Source organism: Aeromonas sp. DNP9, from assembly GCF_001728955.1.
GTDB classification, from domain to species: Bacteria; Pseudomonadota; Gammaproteobacteria; order Enterobacterales; family Aeromonadaceae; genus Aeromonas; species Aeromonas veronii.
The window spans coordinates 108,522-133,888 of the sequence record NZ_LYSQ01000004.1 but is presented as its reverse complement, the minus strand read 5'-3'; the positions used below and the strand labels follow the sequence as shown (position 1 = coordinate 133,888).

The following is a 25,367-nucleotide window of genomic DNA, read 5'->3' as shown; positions in this document are numbered from 1 at the left end:
AATTCCTGTCAGCACAGACCATGGGGGAGCGTGGCCCGAGCCTAAACAGGGATGATGGCGTTTTTATGACAGCATGGTCAGGTGGCCCTATTTTACCGACTTAACTGGCTGGGGATGCCAGTGCTCTGTTGCGTTGGCCCAGCATACCGAGCAGGGCGCCTCCCATAATAAGTGCACCGGCCAGCAGATGGCGCGAGGTCAGCGTTTCTCCATTGAGCAACACCAGCAGCAAGGTACTCAGCAGTGGTGTCAGGTAGGCAAGGGCACCGATCCGGCGTGGGTCCCCATCGCGCAGCGCCAGATACCAGGTCACAAAGGCCGCCCCCATAGGGCCCAGCGCCAGCCCGATGATGAGACTCCAGTCACTGGTGGGGATCTGTGCGAGCGGCAGGGGCCCCTCCAGCAGACGGGCAAGCAGCAGCGCCAGCAAACCTGCGGGCAGGCAGGCTGCCGCAGTGACCACGGCAGGGGCTGGTGGCAGACGGCGTGATAGCACCGAATAGGCCCCCCAGATGATGGCGGCACCCAGCGCCAGCATATAGCCGGGCAAATATGCTTGCTGCAGTTGCAGCTCGCCGTTGACCATCACCAGCATGGAGCCCGCCAGACCAAAGGCGCCAGCCAGCAGATGACGGGCATGGAGTGGATGGCCGGGTAACAACAGCGGGGTGAACAGAATGATGCAGAGCGGCCAGAGGTAGTTGATGAGGTTAGCCTCCAGCACCGGGGCATGGCGAAAACTCATAAAGAGCAGCAGATGGTAGAGCAGCAATGCCGTAACCGTTACCAGCCAGGTAATGGGGCGAGCACGCCACTGGCGCCAGAACGGCAAGGCCCCGACCCCGCAGAAAAACAGCACCAGCCCGACCAGCACCAGTGGTGACACGCTGGTGACCCGTGACGTCAGCGCCGCCAGTGAAGCCCACAGCACAATGGTCAGCAAGGCAAAACCGGTGGATCTATCCCACCAGGAACATCCGGACATCCAACACTCCTTTGCAAGATGAAACAGGGCTTGGCCTCAAAGACAAGCCGAAGAGAAGCAGTCTATCAGAGAGCGCATGCTCTGAACGCAGAAAGGAGAGGGTCATTACGGTTGGATGGTCGGATTCATTGTCGCCAAAAACGACCAAGGGGTTGGCATCGTGATGATGCCAACCCCTTGTTTTGTATGGCGCTCCCGACTGGAGTCGAACCAGTGGCCTGTCCCTTAGGAGCCAAGGTCGGCAGTGTTTCAGAAGGTTTTATAAGGTTGATGGAATGATTGTAACGTATTGTTTTTAATGTTTATTTTTCTCGTTGTGGGTTTCAGCTAGTTTCATGAAGTCTCACCCTATATCATGTTTGCTGTGGTACCCCAAGTGGTACCCCAAACAGGGGGGAGAGAATGCTATGGCAAGAAAACCGGTAACTCAGGATCGAGAGATCCCCTCATTGATTTTGCAAGGGGAGGCCTCGATTACCCGCTATGCGGTGAAATCTCCTCATGGCGGTGGATTAGCCATTGAAGTTAGGGCTGGGAAGAGCAAGCGATTTGTCTATCGTTATCGGATTGCTGGTACTCAGGCGACAGTTGTTCTGGGTAATTACCCGGCGCTGTCATTGGCACGAGCCAGGCTTGAGCATGCAGAGCTGGCTGCCTTAGTAAAGAAAGGGATAGATCCACGCAAGCATGTTGCTAGTGAAAAGGCTAAAAATGAAACCGCCCTGACGATGGATGAGTTACTTGGGCGATGGCTTGAAGCACAGCGTGTTGCCCAGGCCGTCAAACCAAAGACTCTCCAATGCCATCAGGAGCGTTGGAATCGTCATCTTAAGAAGACCCTCGGCAATATTCGTTTAATCGATCTGACTCGTGCACACCTAGCACAAGCATTAGAGATAACCCGACGAGCAACAAAAGACGAAACCCGTAAGGGGTTGGGAACGCTGAACCAGATGTTGGATTATGCGGTGGTTCACTGCCTGATCGAAGCCAACCCTGCGAGACTGTTGCGACCCAAGGATTTTGGTGCCAGTGCCGGTTCGCCAAGAGAGAGATGGCTGACAGTCCCCGAATTGCGCAGGTTATGGAAGGCGATTGACGAGGATCTTGGAAGTGGTGGTAGCTTAGCGGCTGGAGGGCGTGGTGTTTCTCGCCATGCCACTATTTCTCTGCCCGCAGCGAATGCGATTAAGCTATTGATATTGACCGGATGTCGTAGAGGCGAAGTCGCTAATATGCGTTTTTCACAGATCAAGGATGATATATGGACCATACCTGAAACCAAAAATGGTAGAGCTCATACTGTCTTTATTTCTCCTCAAGCGAGATCAGTAATTGAGGAACAGGGGCAGTATGCCAATGGTGATTTCGTATTCGAATCTGATCGTCCAAAAAATGATGAAATAGAGCCAATTTTAGTCGACTCAATTACACGAGCGCTAAGACGATTCATTGCAAGATGTTTAGCTGATATGGAACCATTTACTGTCCATGATTTACGGCGTAGTGCGGCTACTAACTGGGCGGAAAGACTAGATATTGAGGAAAGAGTGATTGAGCTTTGCTTGAATCACACTCCTATTAATAAACTGATTAGAACTTACCATCGTTCACGCCATACTGAGAAAACCCGTCTTGTATGGATTCAGTGGGGGAGGCTAGTGGCAGATGAGGTTATGCAAGACCCAGCGTCAAATATGGTATCTCACAATGTGATAAAAATGAAATTTGGTCGAAAGTAACCATATGTACTCTCGGGTTTATATGCAGCTAGGGTTGAATATAACCTGGCTGCATTAAGCGATGCTACTAAGTAATATATATCATCTTGGTAGTTTGTTATACTCAGCTCTGATAAGTGCCTCAACAATCGCATTCTTATTTTCATTTCTAGCCAAGCTAAGCTTGTCCAGGATATCGCCGATGTCATGGCTCATATTGATGCTGTATTGTTTTTTTGTTTTATTTCTCTCCCTGTACGTTCTCTGATTCCAAGCCCTTTTAATATTAATGACCATCCACTTATATCTGTCCTCATTGAGTATGTATAGCATATCGAAGAATGATATTAGGTCGTTCATTCTGCTAACAGAACTAGGCATTGTTAACTGGGTATAGCCAGATTGATTCGACGTTAGATATTCACTGAGCCACTCCGTTTTTAGCTTTTTATCATTGGCAAACCAACTTGTCATCTCTTTATGTTTTAATGCCTCATTGGAGGTGCTTCTGATATATTCAACAAATATGTTCTTTTCGCTTTTGTCGCTGTTAAGCCTGTTGATGAAATGGATTATATCTAGCTTTGATACAGTGTGGTTATCAATATGCTGCATGCCAACATGATATTTTACACTCCTTTCATCAAAATTGATTGGGATAGAGTGGTTCAGAATATGTTCGTTTGAGTTATTACTCCTATCTTCCTCCCAAGTTAGATGGCTTAGTAGTCGCCATATATAGCAAACTTGTCTTTTATTTTCCTCAAGCCACTGGAAGTCATTTCGCTGAAAACAGTTTCGTTTAAATTCGATAGTGATAGTATCAATCCATCGCTGAATATTTAAATCTGATTTATTCCTTACATCAGTTTCTTGCATGTGTTTCTTAGCAAGATCTGTAAAGGCTAGGTATTGAAGTTTTTTGTTTAATTCATATCTTTCAGGTGTCTTGATTATAGGGTGGTTGTTAACCTGGCAGGTTCTATACCAAAGATAATCGATGAATATATCGTCTCTGGGGATGATATTGCGACTTATACCATTTACAGCCATGCCATTACCTCAAAGTATAAAAACAATATGAATACTACAATGTAGTGTTCAATGTGTACTTTAATGTTGGTTTTTGTGATGGTTTTCACGGGTTTTCAGGTAGTGACAATCTCTCTTAATTCCAGCCATTATCGCTATCATAGCCTTCTAGTGCCCTAGTATGAATAGATTGCACTAGAAGGGGTTAGCGCAAGGCCATCAAGCAGGCTACTTGGCGCTGTAACTCTGCTCCATACGTAAACTATTACGGTGTCGCTCCAGCTATGAACCAATAGCGGGAGAGCAAGCCATGAGACTCATTAAACTGAAAGACGTTACCGAAATGACAACGTTATCCAAAGCCACAATTTATCGCTTGATAAAGCAAGGTGCATTCCCTCCTCAAATTTCTTTGGGGCCAAGAGCTGTGGCGTGGCGGTTAAGTGATGTAGTCGCTTGGATTGAACAAAGGTCCTTGAGTAGCTTCGTGTCGATGTAATAACTCAAGAGTATGTTATCGTCTATGAAAGAAGGTATTTACGTAGCATTTAAGTTAAAAGTGCTGAAGATGCTGAGAGTTTTGAACCTCTCTCTATTCGGTATATGTAATATACTTATCAACATAACACTCTGTGTTACATACCCATCAATACGTTCTTCTATACCAGCCGCCCTACACGGGAACATTAGCCACACTAAGTGGCTGTACAGTCTACGCATCATTATTCAGGTCAGACTCAATGGGTATGTCCGCTAGGGCTACATACCCTCTGCACTGATGTCCTACTGTAATAAATTACATCATCCACTTAATGGATGAGTGGACTTGCACGGCCACTCCTGACCACCCACAAAATCTACATGCATTAAATCGGCATGGGACTAACCATGCCTGCCGAAAGGAGGCGAAATGAATTCATCGTTGGGCTACCAGCTTAGCCAAGGGGAACTCCATAACCTGCTTGCTGCAGCTGAGCAGCGTTATGGGAGTATTTTACCCTATTACTTAACCAAGTTGTCACAGGTCATTGCAAACTGCTTGGATATATATCCCCGTGTGTTTGCCGTGCGTGTGGACTTGCGTTTACCACAAGCTAATTGGCCGGAGGAGCCTGATATACCACTGTGTTTTCCTCGGCAGGACTCAGCGGTAATTACACGTTTCTTTGGTGCACTTAAAAGCCAATTAGTGGCGGACCACTACCGTAAAGGCAGACGAGGACCGACAGCCTTCCCTGCGTATATTTGGGTGCGTGAGCAGGACTCTAGTGCGAGCCCACATTACCACGTGGTGCTGCTCTTTAATAAAGACGTCTATGCGTACTTGGGGGCCTACCGCAACGCTGTTACCGACAACATGTCCCTTAGAATACAGCGTGCTTGGTGTAGTGCCCTTGGGCTTGCCTACCCGGACTATGCGTCTTTAGTGCATTTTCCGAAGAACCCTGCGTACGTATTTGACCGACGTGCTGCGACGGTACATTCCCCAGCGTATCGCGAGTTTTTATTGCGAGCAGCGTATCTAGCTAAGACCAGAACAAAGGTTCCCGGTCAGCGTAATTTTGGTAGTAGTCAACCTTTTTCACACTAAGGAGAGTAAGATGACGGAAATTAACAAGAGTGAAGTAGTAGGAGAAAAGGTACAGCCAGAGTTTGAGCAGTATATCCATATGCCTACTGTATGCGGCGGTTTAGCGCATTATGATCTAAAGCCAGTCCTGACGAAGGATATTCTGCAGCTATTGTGGTGGGAGGCAACTGACCCAGTATCGACGCGTTATGCTTTTAGTTTGGAAATCTATTTCGGTGCCCGGCATTTTAATGATGTTTGCACTGCGACAGAGTGGATGTCCACTTGGTTGGTGTGTGACTCCAAAACTCAAGTTTTATTTAATGACTTGGAGTGTGTTGTCTGCCGTGTGAGTCGCTCTCACGACATGACGTTGGTGCGCATGGTCTTCTTATTCAGTGACTGTAAGCAAGCGACAAGGCCTGAGTGGTTTGCCTATCGAGTGGCAGAATACTGGCGTGAGTGTATCTTGCGGCGCTTTCGTTTCTGCAAAGAAGTAGAACGGCTTCCTATGGAGCCAGGTTTGGGGCGTGTGGCGTACCACTGCATCGACCAAGAGGACACTGCCTTAACTGTATTTGAATGGCTAATGAGTGGCCACCGGCTATACGGTGATAACGCTGCACAGGCGGAGTATTTCTGCGGTCGTCACATCAAAAAGCAGGAGGCGGGCTATTTTTAAGTCCTTGTTGCAGGAGGGAGCCAAGGCTCCCTCATTCATTCACGTTTTTATTTGGACATCATAAAGCCCTTAACTCTCGCGCAAATCCGGGCTTCGGAGCTTGAATATGCAGCCCTTGGCTACCAACTCGTCCCGGTTTGCCAGCACCAGCGGGTAGAGCAGCGGATGCTGTTCATGATCGCCGTTATAGCTCACTTGCATGCGCTCCAGCGCGTAATGCATCAAAGGGATGCGCTGGTTGAGCAGCAGTTTGCCATCTGGCATGGCATAGTCACTGGCAATGATGGCCTGTTGTCCTGCGCTGAGGGTTGGATTGGGTATGACCACCGCAGTGACTTGAGTGTTCCACTCAAGATCCTGATCTCGGCCGTGAGGAGAGGGATCAAGTAGCTCAGGTTCCCCACGAAACCGGCTCATCACAAAATCCAGATACACCCTTTTCTTCTCGCAGTAAGCGCGCACGTGCCAGCGGATCCCGTCATAGACCAGGGTGTGGGGCACGATATTGCGGCCGCTCTGCTCTTCTGAGCTGAGGGATACGTAATCGACATCGACCCGCAACTGACCGCGAGCTGCTTGCACCAGACCCCGCACAATCTTGGGGTCGATATGACGGTTGGGTACATCCAAGATCTCGATATGGCCGTAGCGCAAATCCATCAGCGGCAGGGTCAACAGCCCTGCTTCATGTTGGCGTTGGTGCTGTTTTTCACGATGTAACAGCATCAGGTACTCATCTACTTTTCCTTCACTAAATCGCGGCATAAATTGCTCGGTGGGCTTGTATCCCTTCAGGCTTCGGTCATAGATCAACCCTTCTGGTGAGTAGTAGGTCAGGTAGTGATTGATATCCCGTGATGCTTGCTGGCGGCCGATATTGAAGGCTGTCATTAGGTGATTGGTGGTCAGTCGTCCTTCCCATTGCAACACGATCTCTAGCAGGCGAAAGCGCAGGGTCTGATCCCAAGTGAGCTCTTTGGGGGTCATATGTGCTCCAAAATGCGACATGTGTATGTAACCAGTATCGGCATGAGTATACAGGCGACATATACTGAGTTAATCACAGTGTGGTGAAGAGGGGAGGTCGGTGTACCAGTATGCGCTGCAACGGAGGTGCATCTAACAGGTCGTCGATGCTCTGTTGGCCTTCGTTAACCTGATGAAGCCATTTTATACGGCACTAAACAAATCGGAGGCATTCCCCCCATTTTTTGATGCTGACTAACAAGTTATTAAATGATTAATTTTATTGATTGTTATCAGGACCAAATGCGCCCTAAAACATTATCATCTTAATCAATAGCTGAGAGATACTCACTCTTTTCGCATAAACATGCAGTCTTGGTCGCTGGTGGTAAAGATATATGGATAGATGTATTCCCTTAGAGGTAGGCGCTCTTGTTAGCTCGCCTCATGGTGTTGGTAGGCTAATTCGAGTTGATCATGATTATGCGCATATTCAGTATTTTGACTCCCCAGTAAGTTATGCGGGTATAGAACTGACTGTCGAAAAAGAACATCTTGAAAATGCAAAACTCTATGCGGAAAGCCTGGTTTACCGCTATGACTATGGACTTGCTCATTGGCAGATCGCTCGTGTTATTGGTGCTGTCCCTGATGGTGTACGTCTGCATTTTCCTAATAACCGACAGGAGGACGTCAGCTTAAATGACATCTTTGTTCGCTGGGATTGTCCCATCAGTGATGCAGCCGCCCTATTAGCTGAGCGCATTACCTATACCCCAATATGGCAGGATGCCCGCCTAGCTTTTCAGCATCACATGCTGAAACAACGTAACGCCTGTGCCGGGCTCTCCTCTGCGCTGTCGTCAAGTATTGAACTTGAACCTTACCAGTTGGCTGTGGCACGTAGGGTATTATCTGATCCTATCCAGCGCTATCTGCTTGCGGATGAAGTCGGTCTCGGGAAAACCATCGAAGCGGGATTGATCTTACGCCAACACGTCATGGAGAATCAGTTCACCCACTGTGTGGTAATAGTGGCGCCAAAGGCTCTACACCGGCAGTGGCAGCAGGAGCTTTCAGAGCGTTTTCACCTGAAAGAACTATTAAATAAGTCTATCCATGTTATTGATGCTGCTACCTTCAGTGCGGATACTCCACTACAGTTCCGCCCCGATATGCTGGTGATTGATGAAGCTCACCAAGTCGGTGCCTGGGCATGGGATGCAGAGCATGAGTCACAGTACGCCAGCGTGAACCAACTGGCGCAGCAAAGTGAAAAACTGCTTTTACTGTCGGCGACGCCCGTGACCGGCAATGAAAAAAATTTTCTCGCCATGTTGCATTTGTTGGATGCAAAAAATTACCCGCTGACTGACGCTGGCTTGCAGAAATTTCAGTTGCGTATCCAGCAGCGTGAAGAGATAGGCTCACTGTTCTATGCGTTCAGTTGTGATAACGACGATCTGACGCTGGAAGATAACCTGGAAGCGTTGACCAGGTTGTTTCCTGAGGATGAGATACTTAGTGGATTGGCTACGCAGTTGCTTCCTCATTTAGTCAAAATGCAACAGGAGCGGACTGAAACGCGAGATTTGCTGATCAATAAAATTCGGCACTACATTGGTAACCGTTACCGTCTACACCATCGACTATTGCGAAACCGCCGCAGCAACCCTGGTATCCGCGTCTTGATGCCTGGTTTGTCTGGCCTGTCGCTAAAAAAATACACTACGGTGAATGCCAGCAACGACATGATGATCGCTTGGCGTGAATCGGCAGTAATGATGCACCCACAGGATTCGACGCTGGCCGCAATTTATCAGTTACTTTTTAACGCCGCTATTGCTACGCCAGAACTGCTGGCCCGACTCGCGACCTGTCGCTTACAGCAGCAACCGCTAAGTTCTGTGCAGGGTTTCCTCTACAGCGAATCACAACTCGCGCTTTTGCAGCATCCACTTTTTGATGGCGAGGAGGATATCCTGCTTGAATTAATAGACCGCTGCAAAATTGAGCGTGACAGTAAGCGCCAGCGCTTAATTGAAGTATTGAAAACACTTCTGGAAAGTAACGCTAAAGAACGTCCCTATATTGTGGTGTTCTGTGACCAACCATGGGTAGCCGATCAAGTATTTACCGACTTGATGATGCCGTTTATTGGCAAAGTCCAGCGTCATAACCCCGATCAAGAAGTGCGTTTTGGGAGAGGCGAATGCCAGATCCTGGTGTGTGATCGTCGGGCTGAAGAAGGTGTCAATCTTCACGGTGGACGCAAAATTGCGCTGCATTACGACTTGTTACTGTCTCCTAACCGTATGGAACAGCGCCTTGGACGATTGAATCGTTACTGTGCGAATGAGAATGCGACCCCTATTCTCAGCATGGCACTGGTGAGTGAAGCCGAAGATCTGCAAAACCAGTGGCTTAACATCCTTAACGAGGTTTTCGACATTTTTGAGGAATCGATAGCCAGCCTGCAATACTTGGTTGATGAGGAGTTACAGTGGCTTAGCGCAAATCTTTACCCGCTGGGTGAAGAGAGCATGTTGCAACTCAGCACGCGTCTGGCAGGTAAAGATGGTCGCTTGGCTGTGGAGAAACAGCGAATCGAAATGCAAGAAATCCTGTTGCAAATCGATAGCGATATCATCGAGGCTAGAGAGTACGCCGATGCGGTAGCGGAAGTTGATGAGCATGAAGTGGAATTCCGCCACTGTGCGCGAAATCTTATACGTAACGTGTTGCGCTTCGATTTTATCCCCGATGAAGAAATCCCGGAGGCATTCCGCTATCGCTTCAACCCCGGAGACCGTGCTACCGGCACCTTAGTCAGTTCGCAACGGTTACTAAAACACTGTCTGCTGGGCTTTGATCTCAACAAATCCGGCGGAACCTCGCCTATGACTTGGCCACTGAGTTACAACCGTTCAGATACAACTCGGGGAACAGTTCGTCCAGCGCGCCTTGGCGAACCTTTCCATGATGCCATTTTGCGGTTGCTGGCATTTGAAGAGCGCGGTATTGCCAGTGCAGTTCTGCGCATCACTCCCGGCATGGGCGATGAGCAGAAAATATTTTTCCGCTACGATTTTCTGATTGAGGCCAACGTCAACACCCCGGCGCAGCAACGCCTGGCTGACCATCTGATGCCGCCTGAAACCATATCCCTCTGGCTGAACCAGGCCGGTAAGCAGATCACTGACGCCGATGTGTTGGCGATATTGAATGAGCCCTATTCGCCAAAAAAGCACGGCGGACGTCACCTTAACCTGAATGAGCAGCGCTGGGCGCAGATTTCCCACTGTTTCAGCGCCAAAGAGTGGCGCACATGGTGTAACGATAGCTACAGCATTGCCCAGCGACTTGCGATGGAACAGTTTGCTACGCAACAGGCTCTCAGTTTGAGTCGTCTGGAACAGTATTTGAGTAGCGCAGCATTGAACCGAGCAGACCAGGAGGAGACCGGGCAGATTTTACGCCAGGGTATAGATCAGTCGAAAATGACCTGCCTAGCGACACGCGCGTTAATTGTTGCGTCGGAAGACATATTGCACAAGGCTCTGTCACACGAATGAATGTAAATCAAATTGTTGATATTCCAGGTTTTTCAGTGGCAATAAAAGAGTTTTTACTGTCTGAAACTACCAAAGGTAGACTTGACCGCCGGGCGCTGATCCGTGATTGGTTATGTCGGGAAAAATATGCCCACCACCGAGAATATGAACTAATCGTCCCGGATGAAAGCCACCTTGGTTGGCCAGGCCAAGAGGAGTGGGAAGCAAGTGGTATTCACTGTCGGCGGTTGAACCATACTTTTTTGCTCAGGGCTGGTCCTATCTGGTGTCCGCAGTGGTTGGGACTTAGTAGCACTCCTTTTCTCTCCAGCGACCAACAGCGACTATGCCGTCAGGATATGCGAGTACCAATGGATCATATCCTACGCCCGCTGTTCAGACTTGATTACTACCAGACTCCGGGCCAGCGCGATGCGGTACGCCAGGCTCTATACGCCCCGCCGGGCAGTACGTTATTAGTGAGTTTGCCCACAGGCACAGGAAAAACTCTGGTAGCGCAGGCACTGACCATGAAGGCTCCCCCACAGGGGGCACTGTGCCTATTGATTGCACCGACTACGGCGTTGGTGATGGAACTGGCCAACCGCTTTAGCAAGTTGCTGACTGAAACTGGTGGCAGAGCAGAATCGGTTACCGCTTGGTACAGTGGGTTAACTGCGCAGGACAAATATGATACGTACCTACGTATCCGAGGGGGTGAGCAGCGGTTGATCGTTACCTCTCCTGAAGCGGCCTGTAGTTCATTGCAGTTCGCCTTGTTTGAAGCAGCGAAGCAGGGGGGATTACGCCATATAATCGTCGACGAGGCGCATATTGTTGCCAGTTGGGGAAATGACTTTCGCCCGCACTTTCAGCAACTCGGTGGGTTGATTCGTGGTCTGAAACGCATCAGCAGTGCAGCGCGTCACCCACCGTGCTCCACGCTGTTAATGAGCGCCACCATCACCGAGGCCAGTCGTAAAATTCTGCGCGACACCTTCGACCAACAATTGATTGAGATTTATTCAAATCATCTTCGTCCGGAGCCGTCCTATTGGTGCTACCGGGCTGCGGACCTCAGCGACAAGCGTGATAAGGTGCTGCAGTCGCTGGCCCATGCGCCGCGTCCATTGATCCTCTATGTGACACGGCCGGAAGAAGCAGAGGCGTGGGCACAAGATCTGAGAGCACAGGGATATCAGCGTTTGGCAACATTTACCGGCAATACACCGGAAAACGAACGTCAGAGCTTGCTGAAAAAATGGGTTGAAAATCAACTGGATATAATGATTGCCACCTCTGCATTCGGTGTGGGTATGGACAAAAACGACGTACGTACAGTGATCCACGCCACCGTCCCTGAAAATATGGACCGCTTTTACCAGGAAGTTGGACGTGGTGGGCGCGATGGTTATGCCTGCACCTCACTGCTGATTTATGAACCTCAGGACGTTAGCCAGGCAAAACAGTTGTCCGCACAAAGTCTCATTAACCTTGGGTTGGGTTTGAAACGCTGGAAAAAGCTGTGGGAACGGGCCGAGCCTTTGGGTGGTAACCTGTATCGTATTGATATTGATAGGATTCATGACCGTCTTAATTTTCGCAGTAAAAAAAATAGGCTGTGGAACCTGCGCACAGTACTGATGATGGTGCGTGCAGGAGTACTGGAATTGGATGCCGATCTGCAAAACCCACCTGACAAAAACGATTATGCAGATGTTAACCAATACGAAGCTGCAAAAGAGCAAATCATCCTACAGAACTCGAACTCACTGGTTGTGCGCATACTGATCGGTAACCACACAGGGGAAGAACTTTGGAAAACTCGCATTATCCCCTCCCGTAAAGAGACTCTGGAGGCGGCAAGGGCTAACCATAATGCGTTGATCAACTGGCTGAACGCACCGCTGTGCAAACCGCTGTGCGAGACGCTGGTAGAACTCTACTCTTTGGCTGAATTTATTCCTGGTCACGCCTGTGGCGGTTGCCCTTCATGTCGCAATAATCAGTCGTTTAGTAGTGGCTACCTGATTCCGCCTCCGCTATTGCTGAACCCGCCAGCGTCGGTGGCACAACATGCGTTAGGCCGCTGGCAGTCGCTCAGCGGCCTACCCTACTCCAGTTGCTTTATCACCTACCGGCCGGTTAACAACGACGAGTGGGCTCGTGATGACTGGTATCAACGCGTCGCGACATTGCTGGTACAGTTGCATAGAGCCGGGATTGTACAGCGCGTCTGGGCGGAAAGTGAGTTGTTGCATAGCGTGTTCAATGCCATTCCTCGTGGTGAACGCCTACTCCTTTTGAGCGATGAATTGTCAGCACGTGACGAGCACGCACTGGATAACGATGTGATGGGAGAACTGGCTGAATTGGTACTTCCTACTCAAGAATCTTGCGCCCGTGGCTATCTGCCGTCGTTTAGCACAGCACTGCTGCAACTGACGATTATCCCGCATGATATGCCCGATCCCTACCATCCCAGCGGGGCGCACTATGTTCACCTCGATCATCACAATTGGATCACCATCGAACAACTTGAAAGGAAACTAGAGCGTGTCAATTATCAATAATGCTCACGGCGGTAGCCAGTATGCCGTACTGGTCGCGTTTTATCAGGTGTTAAAAGGGAGCTCAAAAAATACGCTTCAGCGTGATAAACTGATGGCGCTCTGTGCACCGACTACGTTGCAAACAGGCGATTCAGAGAATGCACGCGGTAAAGCTGAGCAGGAATTAAAAGCGTGGCTGGATTTGGGGTTATTGACGGAAGAAAAAGTAGACGATAAAACTCAAATCCGCCTCAATGTGGACTATTTTAGCACTCAAAATATGCCGCTGCGCCAAGCAGCCCGTCGCTGCTTACTGGCTGCAGAGAATAACCGAGACCTGAGTTCACGCAATGAACGCGCAGTTGACCTCACACTTTTAGCGACACTGCTGCTGGCACTGGATGTTTACAATAATGCCAATATTAGCACCCGCAATCTGGAAGTGCTGGTAAATGAGTTTCTACCTGATTTCCGACTCAATAAAACTAACGAAGTTCCAATTGTTTCCGGCTATCTAAGTTGGCTGGGTTATGCCCAGCAAATCACCCGTGACAGTTATACTATCGACCCCACCAATGCTATACGTGAAGAACTACCGTTCTTGATGCATCCCGATGAACAATTGTCTATCCGTGAAGCGCTTCATCGCCTGAATCATGCTCTGCCGGTGTTGGACGGAGGCAGTTATCGTCAGCAAATCGAGAAGCGCATCAGCCAGTATGGTTGGCAACCGCTCAACGCTAACCGCCTTTCCACTTCCCTATCTCGCGCACTTTTGCGGCTCCAGCTTTCCGGAATAATCAACATGAAAGCAGAGTCTGACGCCAGCGGCGCAATGCAGTTAACCGGCAGGAACGGCAGCGTGCTGCGTACCGTGACTCATCTGACTTTAACTAATGCGGGAACTCACTGATGCCACAACTACAGAGTTACTGGCCCAGCGAAGAAAATGTCAACGCTTGCATCCTAACCGAAGCCGAATCGCTGGCCGATAGCCACCTTCTTGCTGTGCATGAGCCCATGCGCCTCGACCGAGTAGAGTTTCACAGCGGTCAGGCAACACAGGTAGGTGAAGGTGATCTGCTGGACTTTCTACTTAAGCACAATCGACCACTGCCGCTGATAGGTGCCTCCGGCGTGGGGAAGTCCCATTTGGTGCGCTGGGTGCATGCGCAACTCAAACGCCGCGGGGATCACGCTCAATACCACATCATCCGCATCCCGAAAAATGCGTCGCTGCCGCGCGTGCTGACTACCATTTTGGAAGACCTCCGTGGTGAGCAGTACCAGAGTATCCGAGAGCAGGTAAATGGGGTCGGGCAACAGTTAATCCCCCAAAATGTGGCCGAACATATTGCACTCAAACTGCGCCAGGCACTGGTCGCAGCTTGCAATGTTGCTAGAGAAGAATTGCAGCAGGCGCAGATGGGCCAAATTCAACTGGACGAAAGCAGAATAAAGCAACTGAGAGAGATCCAAAAACACGCAGCACCAACCCGACTGCCAGCACTTTTTTTTGAACACGCGATGACTCCGTATTTCACCGCGCCTGGTGCTTGTTTGCACAATATCGCGCTGCGCTTCTGCCATGGGGCTGACGATGACAGCATTGCCAACTTGCGCTATGAGATGTCAGCGAGGGACTTCACCTTCAACGGACTGCAATTAGCGCAGATTGCCCCTGTAGTGGGCAACTATCTTGTTCAGCAGCAGTTGCTTACCAATATTGAGAATCAGCAAGCGGCGGCTAGAGTGGTCAACGAAGTTATCAATACCGCGTTGGCAGACACTTTCGGCGAACTGTTCAGCTTTAACCGGGCTAGTTTCCAGGAGCTGATGCGTATGATCCGCCAACAATTGCTGTTAGAGGGCCGAAGCCTGATCCTGTTAGTGGAGGATTTAGCCGCCACCTCGGCAATAGAAGACGTGCTGATCGACTGCCTGCTGGAAGAGGAGGATTACGAGGGCCAAAAGGTGCTTTGTACCCTGCACTCTATTATTGCCGTGACCGAGGGGCACGATAGTTTTAAGCGTCACCGTAATACGCTGGGTACACGTGCCCGCTATGAATGGGTGATCCCGCAGCAGCACGCGAGTGAAAGCGATGCCGCGCTGAAAAAACGCATTGTCGACTTCTGCGGCCGCTATCTCAACGCCGCCCGCCACGGTGCAGTTGCGCTGGAAAATTATCACCGGCAGCAGTACGCGCAACGCGATCAGAAGATCCCGGTATGGCAGGATCAGGAAGTGCTGGAAAGCGAGACTGCCGCGCCTGCGTTGGCTAGTTTCGGCTACAGCACCTCCGGCCACCCGCTGTTTCCCTTTAGCCCGACATCTATTGGGCAATTGGTAGAACGTCACTGTAATACCAAAGAACATGGGTTAGTTTTTGTCCCGCGCAATATTTTGAACGCTATCCTGCGGGAACCGCTGAAAACGTATCGTCAGAGCTATTTAGACGGGCAGTTCCCTCCGCCAGGATATGAAGGGATTATCTGCAGTCAGGAACTGCAGCAGCGGGTACTTCTTGCCGGTATTAACCAGCCCGAACGGGTCAAATCATTGTTGGCTGTCTGGGGTGGTAATAGTGCCAACCTGGCTGGTCTGGCACCCGCCATCAGTGAGGAGTTTGGTCTGCCACAGGCGACTGAACTTCTTGGCACTCTGTCGTCGCCACAGACTGGTAGTGTACCAACGCCACGGCCACAGTCAGGTGGTGTACCAACGCCACAGCCACAGTCAGGTGGTGTGCTAACACCACCACTGCTGGAATCTAGTGAATCGCCTGCGATTCAGGAATGGAAAGCCGTGCTGGAAAAATGGAACCAAGGTTACAAGCTCGAGCAAGACAAGGCGCGTGAGATTCGTAAATGGCTTCTTGAAGCATTGATTGCGAGAATTGACTGGTCGAGCGAACTAATACAGGTCTCACTTAAGGCTGACACAAGAACTCAGGGAAGGATCCACTTACCAGGCGTGCTGGTGGGTAACCAAAGTAATCCATTGGTCACGCTCGAAGCCACACCTGAACTGTACAGCGCATGTCTGGCGATGGCACGCTTCAATCACTACAAGGGTTGGGACTTCGATGGTAGTGAGATCGACTACGCCGCCCTCCACAGTTTTATGGATCGCATTGAGCCGGAAGTAAAAGGGAAGGTGTTGCAGGAAGAGCGCGATGAACTTCCCCATATTGTCAAAGACCTGCAGTTGAGTGGTGCATTCCTTGGGCTGGCTGGATTATCGTCCCCAATCTCGACCACGCTGGTACAGGCACTGTTAACGGATCCTCAGGCCGAAGACAATAGTCATCCGCTACTTGATGGGTACTTAACCCAAGCGCGAGACATCGTGATTGATGAACACCTAAAATTGCGTGAGCGCTTGATCACGCTTACCGCGGCGAAAAAATTGGGTGCCCAACCATATGCCATTAACGGATTAATGCTGCTGGAGGCAGTCAAAGAACAGTCACTTAACTCTGGAGCACAGCCGAGCAAAATCCATGAAGTCAAAAATAGGCTGCCTAGTTACCGCAACATGTTGCTGAAAATCCAGACTGGTATCACTGAACGTCTAAGCGATGACAACAGCACCAGTTTGGCTACAGTGAACTACTGCGACACGATGAAAGAAATCGTTGAACTGGCTAATAGCGCAGATGTAGCCCGCCCGGTGGGTGAAACTGTACCTGAACTGTTGAAGTTGTTGCATTGCTGGAAAGATCAGGAGTTGAAAAGCTTGATCAGGCAATTAGCTAAATTGACGTTACCTGCTGATAACCCACAACTGCTGATGAAAGAACTCCTCGGGATCAATGGTAAGCAGTACGAGGCATTTCAAGAGTTACTGGAGGCATGGAGCAAGTTTGAAGACGCAACAGATAAGTATGTGCGGCAGCGTATCAGTGACAAGGGAGGTGACCTAATTGAGGAAGCAGAAGCACAGATTGAACTCACCTTAGCAAACCTGACTGAACAATTAACGCTGTTGGAGAAGGACTTATCATGAGTGAAGTTGTCATTAATGACGAGGTTATCCCTGTGACCTCCGACTCCAGCGCACAGGAAGAAAGCAGCGTTTTTGTGCAACGAAGCAGTTCTTTTAAAGCGCGTCTTGAGCGTCATCAGCAATTGGAAAAAGCTCAGGATATACGCGATAGCCTACTGAAAATTGCTCAAAAAATTGATGGCCCGACTAAAAAACTAGCGCAGATCCTCACTAGCTACCTGCTGCTGCGGCAGGTCCGTGATAGTGCAAGTGGTGAACCTATTGTTGGTCTGTTTGACCGCGTAACATTCGGTTGTCCTCAGGCTTTGCTGGCGGCTTTTCGCCAGCAGTATGCGACGTATAAACACGATGTTGCTCAAGTCAAAGAGACTGCTCTTCTTGCCATGGAAATTGAACACTTAGCCGGCAAACTAGATGAGCACACCAGCACTGCGTGGCAAAACTATATCCGTATGTTAAGAGCTCAGTGGGAAGTGGACCAGAAGCTTTTCAGCAACCTAGCACATCAGGAAGGACAGCAAAGAGAACAACAGCGCTACAGTGACCTTGTCGTTCGGTTCACGAGCACTAGCCGTCGACTGCCAAAAACCACTGACGAATTTGAAGCGGTGGTCGAGTTGCATGAGCAACTCTGCGAACAGCGGGAATTGCTCAAACTAGACCTGCCGGAAGAGGTCAATCTTTTTCTCAGAGCAGTTGCTGGACAAGGTGCCACGCTCGATCTGCTTACGCCTAATGTGCTCACCTGGTTGGCTAACGAAGACGACCCGACACGCTATCGTATTAAACGATTGTAAGGACCTGTTGTTAAATGGAACAGATTATTCGAGCCACGCTTGATGAGCTAGAAACTCGGGAGTCCGTGCTGCTGACCTGGGGTAACACCCAGGGATTTTTCATTCAGACCGAGGTCAGCGAAATAATCACTTCGGTGCTGCAAAATCACACTAATGTAGTTAGTGGTCTGACGAGTTTTAATGTAATGAAATCCATGGTGGCTCGCGGATTGCTGCTACGCTACCAGCAGAATGGCGTCTCTGTTTTCCGTACCCGGATGGCCGAGTCTGTAAGACTTTATAGCCAACTACGCCAGATGTTTCCTAAGCATGGCCAAGGAGATAACTGGCGTTTGGCTCCACCGCTTGTATCAGACTATCGTTTCATGCGCCGCCAGCGTAAATACCCGCGCCGCAACTGTCAGGCCCATGATGTTCTGTTGCAACTAGATGAGATCGCTGGTTTTACGCCAACTCATCGCCAATTACTGTCAGCACTGCTTAGTCATTCGAGCGGAATGTATAGTTTGGCTCACTTTCAGCAAAATGCCTGCAAAAATGTGCTGCGCGGGGTTCATCAGAGTCAGTACAGGTCGACCGCCACCATTGTTTGCGCTGGGACAGGGACCGGTAAAACGCTTGCCTTTTATCTACCTGCGCTGACCTATATCGGTAGTGAGTTAGTCGCTAAAAGAAAAGACTCAGTTAAAGCTCTGGCTATATATCCGCGTAACGAACTATTAAAGGATCAGTTTATCGAAACGTTGCGCCAGACTCGCAAACTAAACGGTGAACTGGCAAAGAATGGTGTACGTAAGGTACGAATAGCCGCGCTATTCGGTATGGTACCGCTGGATAAAGATGCGATTTATCGTGACTACATGATAACAGCCTGGAGTCGTCATCGTGATGGCATGGCCTGCCAATATATTTCCTGCCCGGCAGATAGTTGTCACGGGAAAATGGTCTGGCGCACGGTCGATCTTGAAAACAGCATTGAGCGCCTGCATTGCGATAGTTGTGATGAGACTATAGAACCTGATGAAGTAATTCTGACTCGTAAGCGTATGAGGATTGAATTTCCTGATATTTTGTTCACCAGTACCGAAATGCTAAATAAGCATATGGGTAACCCGTTTTTGGCTCCACTGTTTGGCATTGGCAATAACATTACCCCGCCGTCAATGATGCTGCTCGATGAGGTCCACACTTATTCCGGTGTTAGCGGTGCACAGAACGGTATGTTGATTCGCCGCTGGAGACATCTATCTGGCGCTACGCCGCACTTTGTAGGGCTATCTGCAACACTGGAACAAGCTACGCGCTTTATGGCATCGCTGACAGGGTTGGAAGAACGCCTCGTGCTAGAGGTCAGTCCGGCCGAAGATGATATGGAGGCGGAAGGTGCAGAGTATATGCTGGCGCTACGTAGCGACCCGGCATCACGCTCCAGCCTGCTGTCTACCACCATTCAGACAGCCATGCTTACTAGGCGTATGCTTGATCACATTGTTGAGCCAGTCAGCAAGGGTATGTATGGGACACGCAGTTTTGTCTTTACCGATGATATGGATGTTATTAACCGCCTCTACTTTCAACTATTGGATGCTGAGGGGCGTTACTCAAACGGAAATATCAATGCTAATAAAGAACCGCTGGCGATGCTGCGTGGTGATGTGCCTAATGAAGAGAAATTTATCAGTGGCCAGCAGTGGCCACTGGCTAAAATCATCGGCCATACGCTTGACTCCTCTGATCGTAGCAACGTTAAGCGAACGTCTTCACAGGATGCAGGTGTGGACCACTCAGCAGACCTGATTGTCGCAACAGCATCACTGGAGGTCGGCTTTAACGACCCGAACGTCGGTGCCGTTATCCAGCATAAAGCGCCACGTGATAATGCCCAGTTCCTACAGCGTAAAGGGCGGGCTGGACGACAGCGCATCATGCGCCCATGGACTGTGGTTGTATTGTCCGACTATGGTCGTGACCGTATGGCATTTCAATGCTATGAAAGCCTGTTCGAACCAGTGCTAAAGGCACGACAACTACCGGTCGGCAACAGTTACGTACTACGAATGCAGGCGGCTTTCGCTACTATGGACTGGCTCTCCACTCGCAAAGAGTATCTTAGTCAAAAGAATCGTGGTATTTGGGATGATTTATCAGTTCCGCAGGATAAAGGTAAGGCATCCGAAGCCCAGTTAACCCTGATTAACCTGATTGAAGATTTGCTGAATAACCAGAAAACTCAGCATGGGTTTAACGTATGGCTGACTGAGGCTTTGGGTATTAAGAACAATAACCAGTTACTGTCATTGCTGTGGCAACCACCGCGCGCGATTATGACTGCGTTCCTTCCTACTGTGCTTAGAAGACTAAGATCCAACTGGTCACGCCTTGGTGTTGAGTTGGCTGATAACTGCCATAAAAGTACACCGATGCCGGACTTTATTCCGTCCGCTTTGTTTAACGATCTCTGCCTGCCTGAGGTGCAGATTAAGTTTCCGAGTGAGGCTGGTCAGGAGTCGGAACGATGCAGCATGCCGATTTTGCAGGGTATGAAAGATTTTGCCCCGGGCCGTATCAGCAAGCGTTTTGCAACTAAAAGTATTCGTGAACGCCACTGGGTGGTGCCGACAAAACTCGATCTGAAAGACGGAACGCAACTATTTCCTATTGACGACTACTGCCCGCCAGACAAACGCGAGCCTATGCCAGATAGCTATATAACTACCCGCAGCGGTACGCGGGCTATCCCGTGCTTCCGAGCCTGGGAAGTGGAGGTCAGTACGCCGCCTGATGACCTTAAACTGAGTGAAACTTCAAACTCGTTTCTGACCTGGCATAGCGAGATCCGTCCGCCTCAGTGCGGCATCCTGGAGGAAGTACCGTCCAGCAATGTTTGGGAAAATATTTTCCAAATGGTGGAATTTTACAGCCATCAGCAGCACTGCCCGATCGAAGTTGTACGCTTCGCCACCGGTTCACGCGCCAATATTAAATTCAGCGATAAGCGTGCAGACTTGCAGATTGATTTCAAATTTGAACATCAAGGAGAACCCGCTGCGTTTGGGTTCTCGCTTTGGGTAGATGCGGTAAAATTCCAGTGTCGGCTACCCAATTTTGACATCGCAAGCATCAGCAACAATCGTGAACTGGTGGCTGGAATGCGTACTGCACGCTTCCTATATGAGGTAAGCCACGACGAAGCTATTAGCGTTAATCCTTTCCTCGGAGGCTGGCTAGCAGAAACCGTCCTGGCAGGTATCGGCTGTGAAGCAGTATTGAAAAAATGTACCCCAGAACAGGCGTTTCGTGCACTGCAAAACAACAGCGCGGGGATTGCTTTGACTGATGTACCTGCACGTATTTTTCAGACTCTGTATGATGCGCAGACCGGCGCAGAAGTCGAGCAGGACCTACAACATAGCCTGCGCGAGTTGCTGTCCCAGGCTCCAGTGATGGCAAAAATTGCTGGCTGGGTAGAGCTGTTGTACCAACCTCTGGATCACAGTTGGTTGGAGTGGCTGAACCTCAACTTCACAAACACTCTGGGGGCGGCGCTACTGCAAACTGCCATGCAGTTGTGCCCGGATGCTGACGATAATGACCTGATCCTTGACCTCAACGGCGGGGCGGTACGTACTGACCTGCTGGCGCCTGATCAGCGCGAAATCTGGCTGTCGGAAACTACCGTCGGTGGTGGTGGCATCATTGAGAAGATCCAACAAATTTACCGTGAAGATCCGCGCCGTTTCTTCGAATTGCTGGACTTTAACCTCTGCCCTGGTAACTACGAAACGATGGACAATAACGTTTGGCACCTGCTGCAACAGTTGGCAAGCCCGGCATCATCCTTATCTGCACGTATGAACGAGATGCGCCTTGCCAGCAACCATGCCAGTCAGGTCCAGGCGCAGCGCAACTTGCTGGGAGAGTTGCAATGCAGTGGCTTTATGACCAGTCATAATTTCCTGTCTGCGATCAACACCCGCCTGTTACGGCCGGGGACTGATGCCAGTAGTGACGCCTTTTTACTGCACCTGCAGTTGGAGTGGCGGCAGCAGGAGTTGCGACTGGGCATTGAACTACCACAGCGCGTCTATGCCTTTACCTGTAGTCAGTCCAACGCGCTTGACCAGCAACTGCGACAGGCCAGTCAAGGGCATCACAACCTAGAGAGTTGGCGTTTCAATACCTGTAACGGCCTGCTGTGGCCACGCGGCCATACTATCCGCGATAGCTGGTTAACTTGGTACAATCCTTACAGCTTTGCCGGGCCAACCGAGCGCCTACTGCTGGCTCATGTGGTACAGCACAGTTGCTCTCAAGTGGATCTTGGTTGGCAAGACTGGATGCAGCAGTGCCACCAACATTTAGAAAAGAATGGCAAATGTGAATTGTTGGCTGCTTCGGGTGCTTCGCTGAATGAGGCCATCGCTACTCTTCTGGTTACCCCTGTTGAAATGTACGGGTTGTTCTTCTATCCGCGTGTCAGTGCCCTGCGCCGCCACAACAATGACACCTTCGCCATGATTGAAATTCCGGACGCGATCCAATGAATACTCGCCGTATCTTTAAATCAAGAACCTCGCGCCAGAGTGACGTGATTGATGTGCTCAGTTCCTTGTTGGTAGCTGAGATCGTCCAGCCCAGCGCGGAGTTGTGGATTGTTTCTCCGTGGATCACCGACCTCGACTTGCTGGATAACCGTACTGGGCGTTTTGACTACCTCGAGCCTGCCTGGGGACAGCGCCAGGTGCAAACTTCAGAGTTGCTGGCACGTGCGATCGCCAATGGTGGCACGTTGAAAGTTATGACTAACGAGACCCAGCATAACGCTCGCTTTATTCGCCAGTTAACTGAACGCGTCGCCAACTACGGCATGCTAGATAAACTGTTTATCGGTCAGAAAGAGGTGCTGCATACCAAAGGATTCTTAGGTGATCATTTCTTACTGAGCGGATCAATGAATCTGACAATCGGTGGGATCGTGATCAACGATGAACAGATCAACCTGACCACAGACAAAGCCGCCATCGTGCAAGCATTGCTGGTTTTTAACGACTTTTACCAGCCGGTACAGGGAAGTGTGCAATGAAAAATACGGACAGTGAGCAGTTCCTGCGCACCTTTTTCCATGGAGAAAAAAATATTATCTCCTGGGAAAAAATTGAGGGCAGTTTGCTGGAAGCGTCAACCCTACGGCGGCTGACCCCTTGGCTTGACGATGTCCGAAACAGACGTTTCCCAGTGATTTTGCCGCGAGTAGTGAAGGGCAGTAATGATAAAGTGACCTGGTATGCAGTGGCCGATCAAGAGCAGAGCTATGCAGAGTTACGTGAGTTGATAGATGCGCATATTGGCACCTCATGGTCTGATTTTAACCGCCAGCGCACGATACTAGATCCGAGCGACCCAGTCGAAAAAGCGTTGATCGACCACTATGGGGACAGCGCATATAAATTCAGCTCTCTTTCGCAGTCGTGGAGCCCGGAGATTTTCAACGGCATTGAGCGCTTGCGCCAACAACTCGCCAGTCGTCCTAGTCGCCGACTCACTCTTTTGCGCCCGCTTGGCCGTATTCTACGTGATATTCGCGCCACCCTACGCCGGCGTGATGCGCCGCAAACGCGCCTCTATCTGCAGGAGTTACGTGATTCTGGCGGTATCGGCCATATCAACGAGTTGTTTATCGAACTGCGCTGCATGGCGCTGGAGGGGGATGCGAAAAGCCTGCTGGACTCGACGGAACTGCACCAAGTGCTCGATATACCGCATCCTCTTGTGCTGACTGAAGAGGTGATGGACGTCTTTTATCAGCAGATTCTGCTGAAACATGAGCAGGCGGGCGACCTTATTGCCCAACGTCTTGCATTCAACGATTCTCTGGCGAAGAGCGTGCCACGCTTGTTCCAAGTTACTCAGGGTATCAAGACGCCAGCGGCGGTTAAAAACACTCTGCTTTGGCTGCTTTCTGACACGCAGGGCAACCCGGCAAGGTTGACGGAGCAGGCTCAGAAACTGGTAGCCGGGATGGAGGGGGCTACGGACAATGACCGCCTCTGGGTCAATCAGTTGCTTGCCGCTTTCCCCACGGTAACGGTCCCAACTTTGCCGCCAACTACCATCGATGACTTGCTAGATAGGGCCGACGAACACCCTGAAAGCGTACTTGAAGAGACGCTTTTGCAGCCAGTTAGCACATGCAGTGTCGCAATTGCTTTACAATGTGCCTGGGTCGTCGGTAGTGCAGATGCGGCGGTGAAGGGCATTAGTTATCTGCAACAGTTGACGCAGCAAGAGCGTGACTCATTGCTGGCAAAACGGGCTTTCCTGCGTTACTACACTGCGTTGCAAAAACTGTTGCCAGCAACACATATAGTACAGGATACCGCTGGGCTGGATAATTGGCAGGACTGGCTACAAAAAGTGCTGAACAATCCGAAGTGGTCTGGGGCGATTGACGCAGTAGAACAGGCCTGCTATCAATGGCCCGCCGCAGCTTTCAAGCCCGATGAATTCATTTCACTACTGGATAAAAGCGACAGTCGCACCAGTATGGTTCTGCGTGATGCAATTCCTGTTCTTTTGGAGTGGTTGGATAACCATCAGACTAGCGCTTCGTGGCAGTCCGTTCGAATGGCATTGTTGCAACAACTGGCCCTGGACGACCACGCTTCACATGAAGATATCTTCATAGCCTACGATCTAGCTCGTAGCTATTTAGCTGACGATAGTAATGTGAACGATTATCGTGAGCTGATAGAAAATCTACAAATGATTGTTGAGCATTCCGGGACGGGCAGTTCAATAGCCTGGCTGGATATACTGGAACTTCTCTTGATATACCCAACAGCTGATCAATCTTCCAGAGAACGATTATTCAATGTCGTACTCAGCAAGTTTTACAGTAACCCTACCCGTTATAGCAATCTGCAGTGGAACTTATTGGCTCAGTTTTTCGAAGAGATCGGTCTCGTATGTGACGTGCCTCAACTGGTTACTCCTGCAAATAAAAAAAGTGTGGATGACGTATATGTAGGTGCAACATTGAATCACAAGATTGTAGGCATTTATACATTGACAGAGTCGGTAGCAAAACGCGTGAAGCAACAGTTACTAGATGATTACCCCAAAGCTGATATTAGAATCAATAATGATAAGGGCGGCTCTAACATGCTGCGCTTATTGGCTAAAGAATCTGATATATTTATCTTTGCCTGGCTTAGTTCTAAACATGCAGCATATTATGCGATAAAGGAAGAGCGTAATGGAAAACCATTCCTGCAACCTTCTGGTAAAGGCAGTACAAGCATGCTGGACTGTATTCGGAGCTATCTACAAGCGGGTTTGGTAATGTAAGCGAAGATTTTTACAGGATGAATACAAGCTAAAAATATGAAATTTTGGTGCCTCTTTATCTGTGGATAAAAATTAAATGTGAGTTGCTAACCCACCTCCGATATTTTTTCATGCATCATGAGGTCTTCTCTCAATATCTACGGCTTTATA

General features: G+C 49.8%; 15 protein-coding genes. 12 read left to right on the top strand and 3 right to left on the bottom strand.

Going from position 1 to position 25,367, the window contains the following annotated elements:
* Window positions 1–100: 100 nt before the first annotated feature.
* On the bottom strand, window positions 101–985 hold the full coding sequence (locus A9G06_RS03920; protein ID WP_069554342.1) for a DMT family transporter: 885 nt from the start codon (window positions 983–985) through the stop codon (window positions 101–103).
* 407 nt (window positions 986–1,392) lie between these two features.
* Between A9G06_RS03920 and A9G06_RS03915 the strand changes: the two genes are divergently transcribed.
* Window positions 1,393–2,727, top strand: a complete 1,335-nt coding sequence (locus A9G06_RS03915) for a site-specific integrase (RefSeq protein WP_069554341.1) — start codon at window positions 1,393–1,395, stop codon at window positions 2,725–2,727.
* Between the two features lie 81 nt (window positions 2,728–2,808).
* Here the strand turns inward: A9G06_RS03915 and A9G06_RS03910 are convergent, their stop codons facing one another.
* Window positions 2,809–3,759, bottom strand: coding sequence for a hypothetical protein (locus A9G06_RS03910; RefSeq protein ID WP_069554340.1), 951 nt, complete (start codon window positions 3,757–3,759; stop codon window positions 2,809–2,811).
* Window positions 3,760–4,048: 289 nt separating this feature from the next.
* Here A9G06_RS03910 and A9G06_RS21340 point away from each other — a divergent pair, with 289 nt between their 5' ends.
* From A9G06_RS21340 to A9G06_RS03905, 3 genes are all read left to right on the top strand, one after another.
* Window positions 4,049–4,237, top strand: a complete 189-nt coding sequence (locus A9G06_RS21340) for an AlpA family transcriptional regulator (protein ID WP_083243726.1) — start codon at window positions 4,049–4,051, stop codon at window positions 4,235–4,237.
* Between the two features lie 411 nt (window positions 4,238–4,648).
* On the top strand, window positions 4,649–5,329 hold the full coding sequence (locus A9G06_RS21335) for an inovirus Gp2 family protein (RefSeq protein ID WP_083243725.1): 681 nt from the start codon (window positions 4,649–4,651) through the stop codon (window positions 5,327–5,329).
* Between the two features lie 10 nt (window positions 5,330–5,339).
* Window positions 5,340–5,990 (top strand): hypothetical protein, encoded by a 651-nt coding sequence (locus tag A9G06_RS03905; protein ID WP_069554339.1) that lies wholly within the window; start codon window positions 5,340–5,342, stop codon window positions 5,988–5,990.
* Between the two features lie 69 nt (window positions 5,991–6,059).
* Here A9G06_RS03905 and A9G06_RS03900 read toward each other — a convergent pair whose 3' ends face one another.
* A complete protein-coding gene (locus tag A9G06_RS03900) occupies window positions 6,060–6,977 on the bottom strand; it encodes a WYL domain-containing protein (RefSeq protein ID WP_069554338.1) in 918 nt (305 codons plus the stop codon).
* A gap of 377 nt (window positions 6,978–7,354) precedes the next feature.
* Here A9G06_RS03900 and dpdE point away from each other — a divergent pair, with 377 nt between their 5' ends.
* The 8 genes from dpdE to dpdD are packed head-to-tail and all read left to right on the top strand — an operon-like array spanning window position 7,355 to window position 25,217.
* Window positions 7,355–10,531 carry a protein DpdE gene (gene dpdE, locus A9G06_RS03895; RefSeq protein WP_069554337.1) on the top strand — a complete coding sequence of 1,059 codons (3,177 nt, stop codon included), beginning with the start codon at window positions 7,355–7,357 and terminating at the stop codon, window positions 10,529–10,531.
* Window positions 10,528–13,083 (top strand): protein DpdF, encoded by a 2,556-nt coding sequence (gene dpdF, locus A9G06_RS03890; protein WP_069554336.1) that lies wholly within the window; start codon window positions 10,528–10,530, stop codon window positions 13,081–13,083. The genes dpdE and dpdF overlap by 4 nt, the downstream gene beginning before the upstream one ends.
* Window positions 13,067–13,975 (top strand): protein DpdG, encoded by a 909-nt coding sequence (gene dpdG / locus A9G06_RS03885; RefSeq protein WP_069554335.1) that lies wholly within the window; start codon window positions 13,067–13,069, stop codon window positions 13,973–13,975. The genes dpdF and dpdG overlap by 17 nt, the downstream gene beginning before the upstream one ends.
* A complete protein-coding gene (dpdH, locus tag A9G06_RS03880) occupies window positions 13,975–17,073 on the top strand; it encodes a protein DpdH (RefSeq protein WP_069554334.1) in 3,099 nt (1,032 codons plus the stop codon). The genes dpdG and dpdH overlap by 1 nt, the downstream gene beginning before the upstream one ends.
* Window positions 17,070–17,870: a hypothetical protein gene (locus tag A9G06_RS03875; RefSeq protein ID WP_069554333.1), complete on the top strand. Its 801-nt coding sequence runs from the start codon at window positions 17,070–17,072 to the stop codon at window positions 17,868–17,870. The genes dpdH and A9G06_RS03875 overlap by 4 nt, the downstream gene beginning before the upstream one ends.
* A 14-nt stretch (window positions 17,871–17,884) precedes the next feature.
* Window positions 17,885–22,414, top strand: a complete 4,530-nt coding sequence (dpdJ, locus tag A9G06_RS03870; protein ID WP_069554332.1) for a protein DpdJ — start codon at window positions 17,885–17,887, stop codon at window positions 22,412–22,414.
* Window positions 22,411–22,953 carry a phospholipase D-like domain-containing protein DpdK gene (dpdK, locus tag A9G06_RS03865; RefSeq protein ID WP_069554331.1) on the top strand — a complete coding sequence of 181 codons (543 nt, stop codon included), beginning with the start codon at window positions 22,411–22,413 and terminating at the stop codon, window positions 22,951–22,953. Before dpdJ ends, dpdK begins: the two co-directional genes overlap by 4 nt.
* A complete protein-coding gene (gene dpdD, locus A9G06_RS03860; RefSeq protein ID WP_069554330.1) occupies window positions 22,950–25,217 on the top strand; it encodes a protein DpdD in 2,268 nt (755 codons plus the stop codon). Before dpdK ends, dpdD begins: the two co-directional genes overlap by 4 nt.
* The last annotated feature ends 150 nt before the right edge of the window (window positions 25,218–25,367 follow it).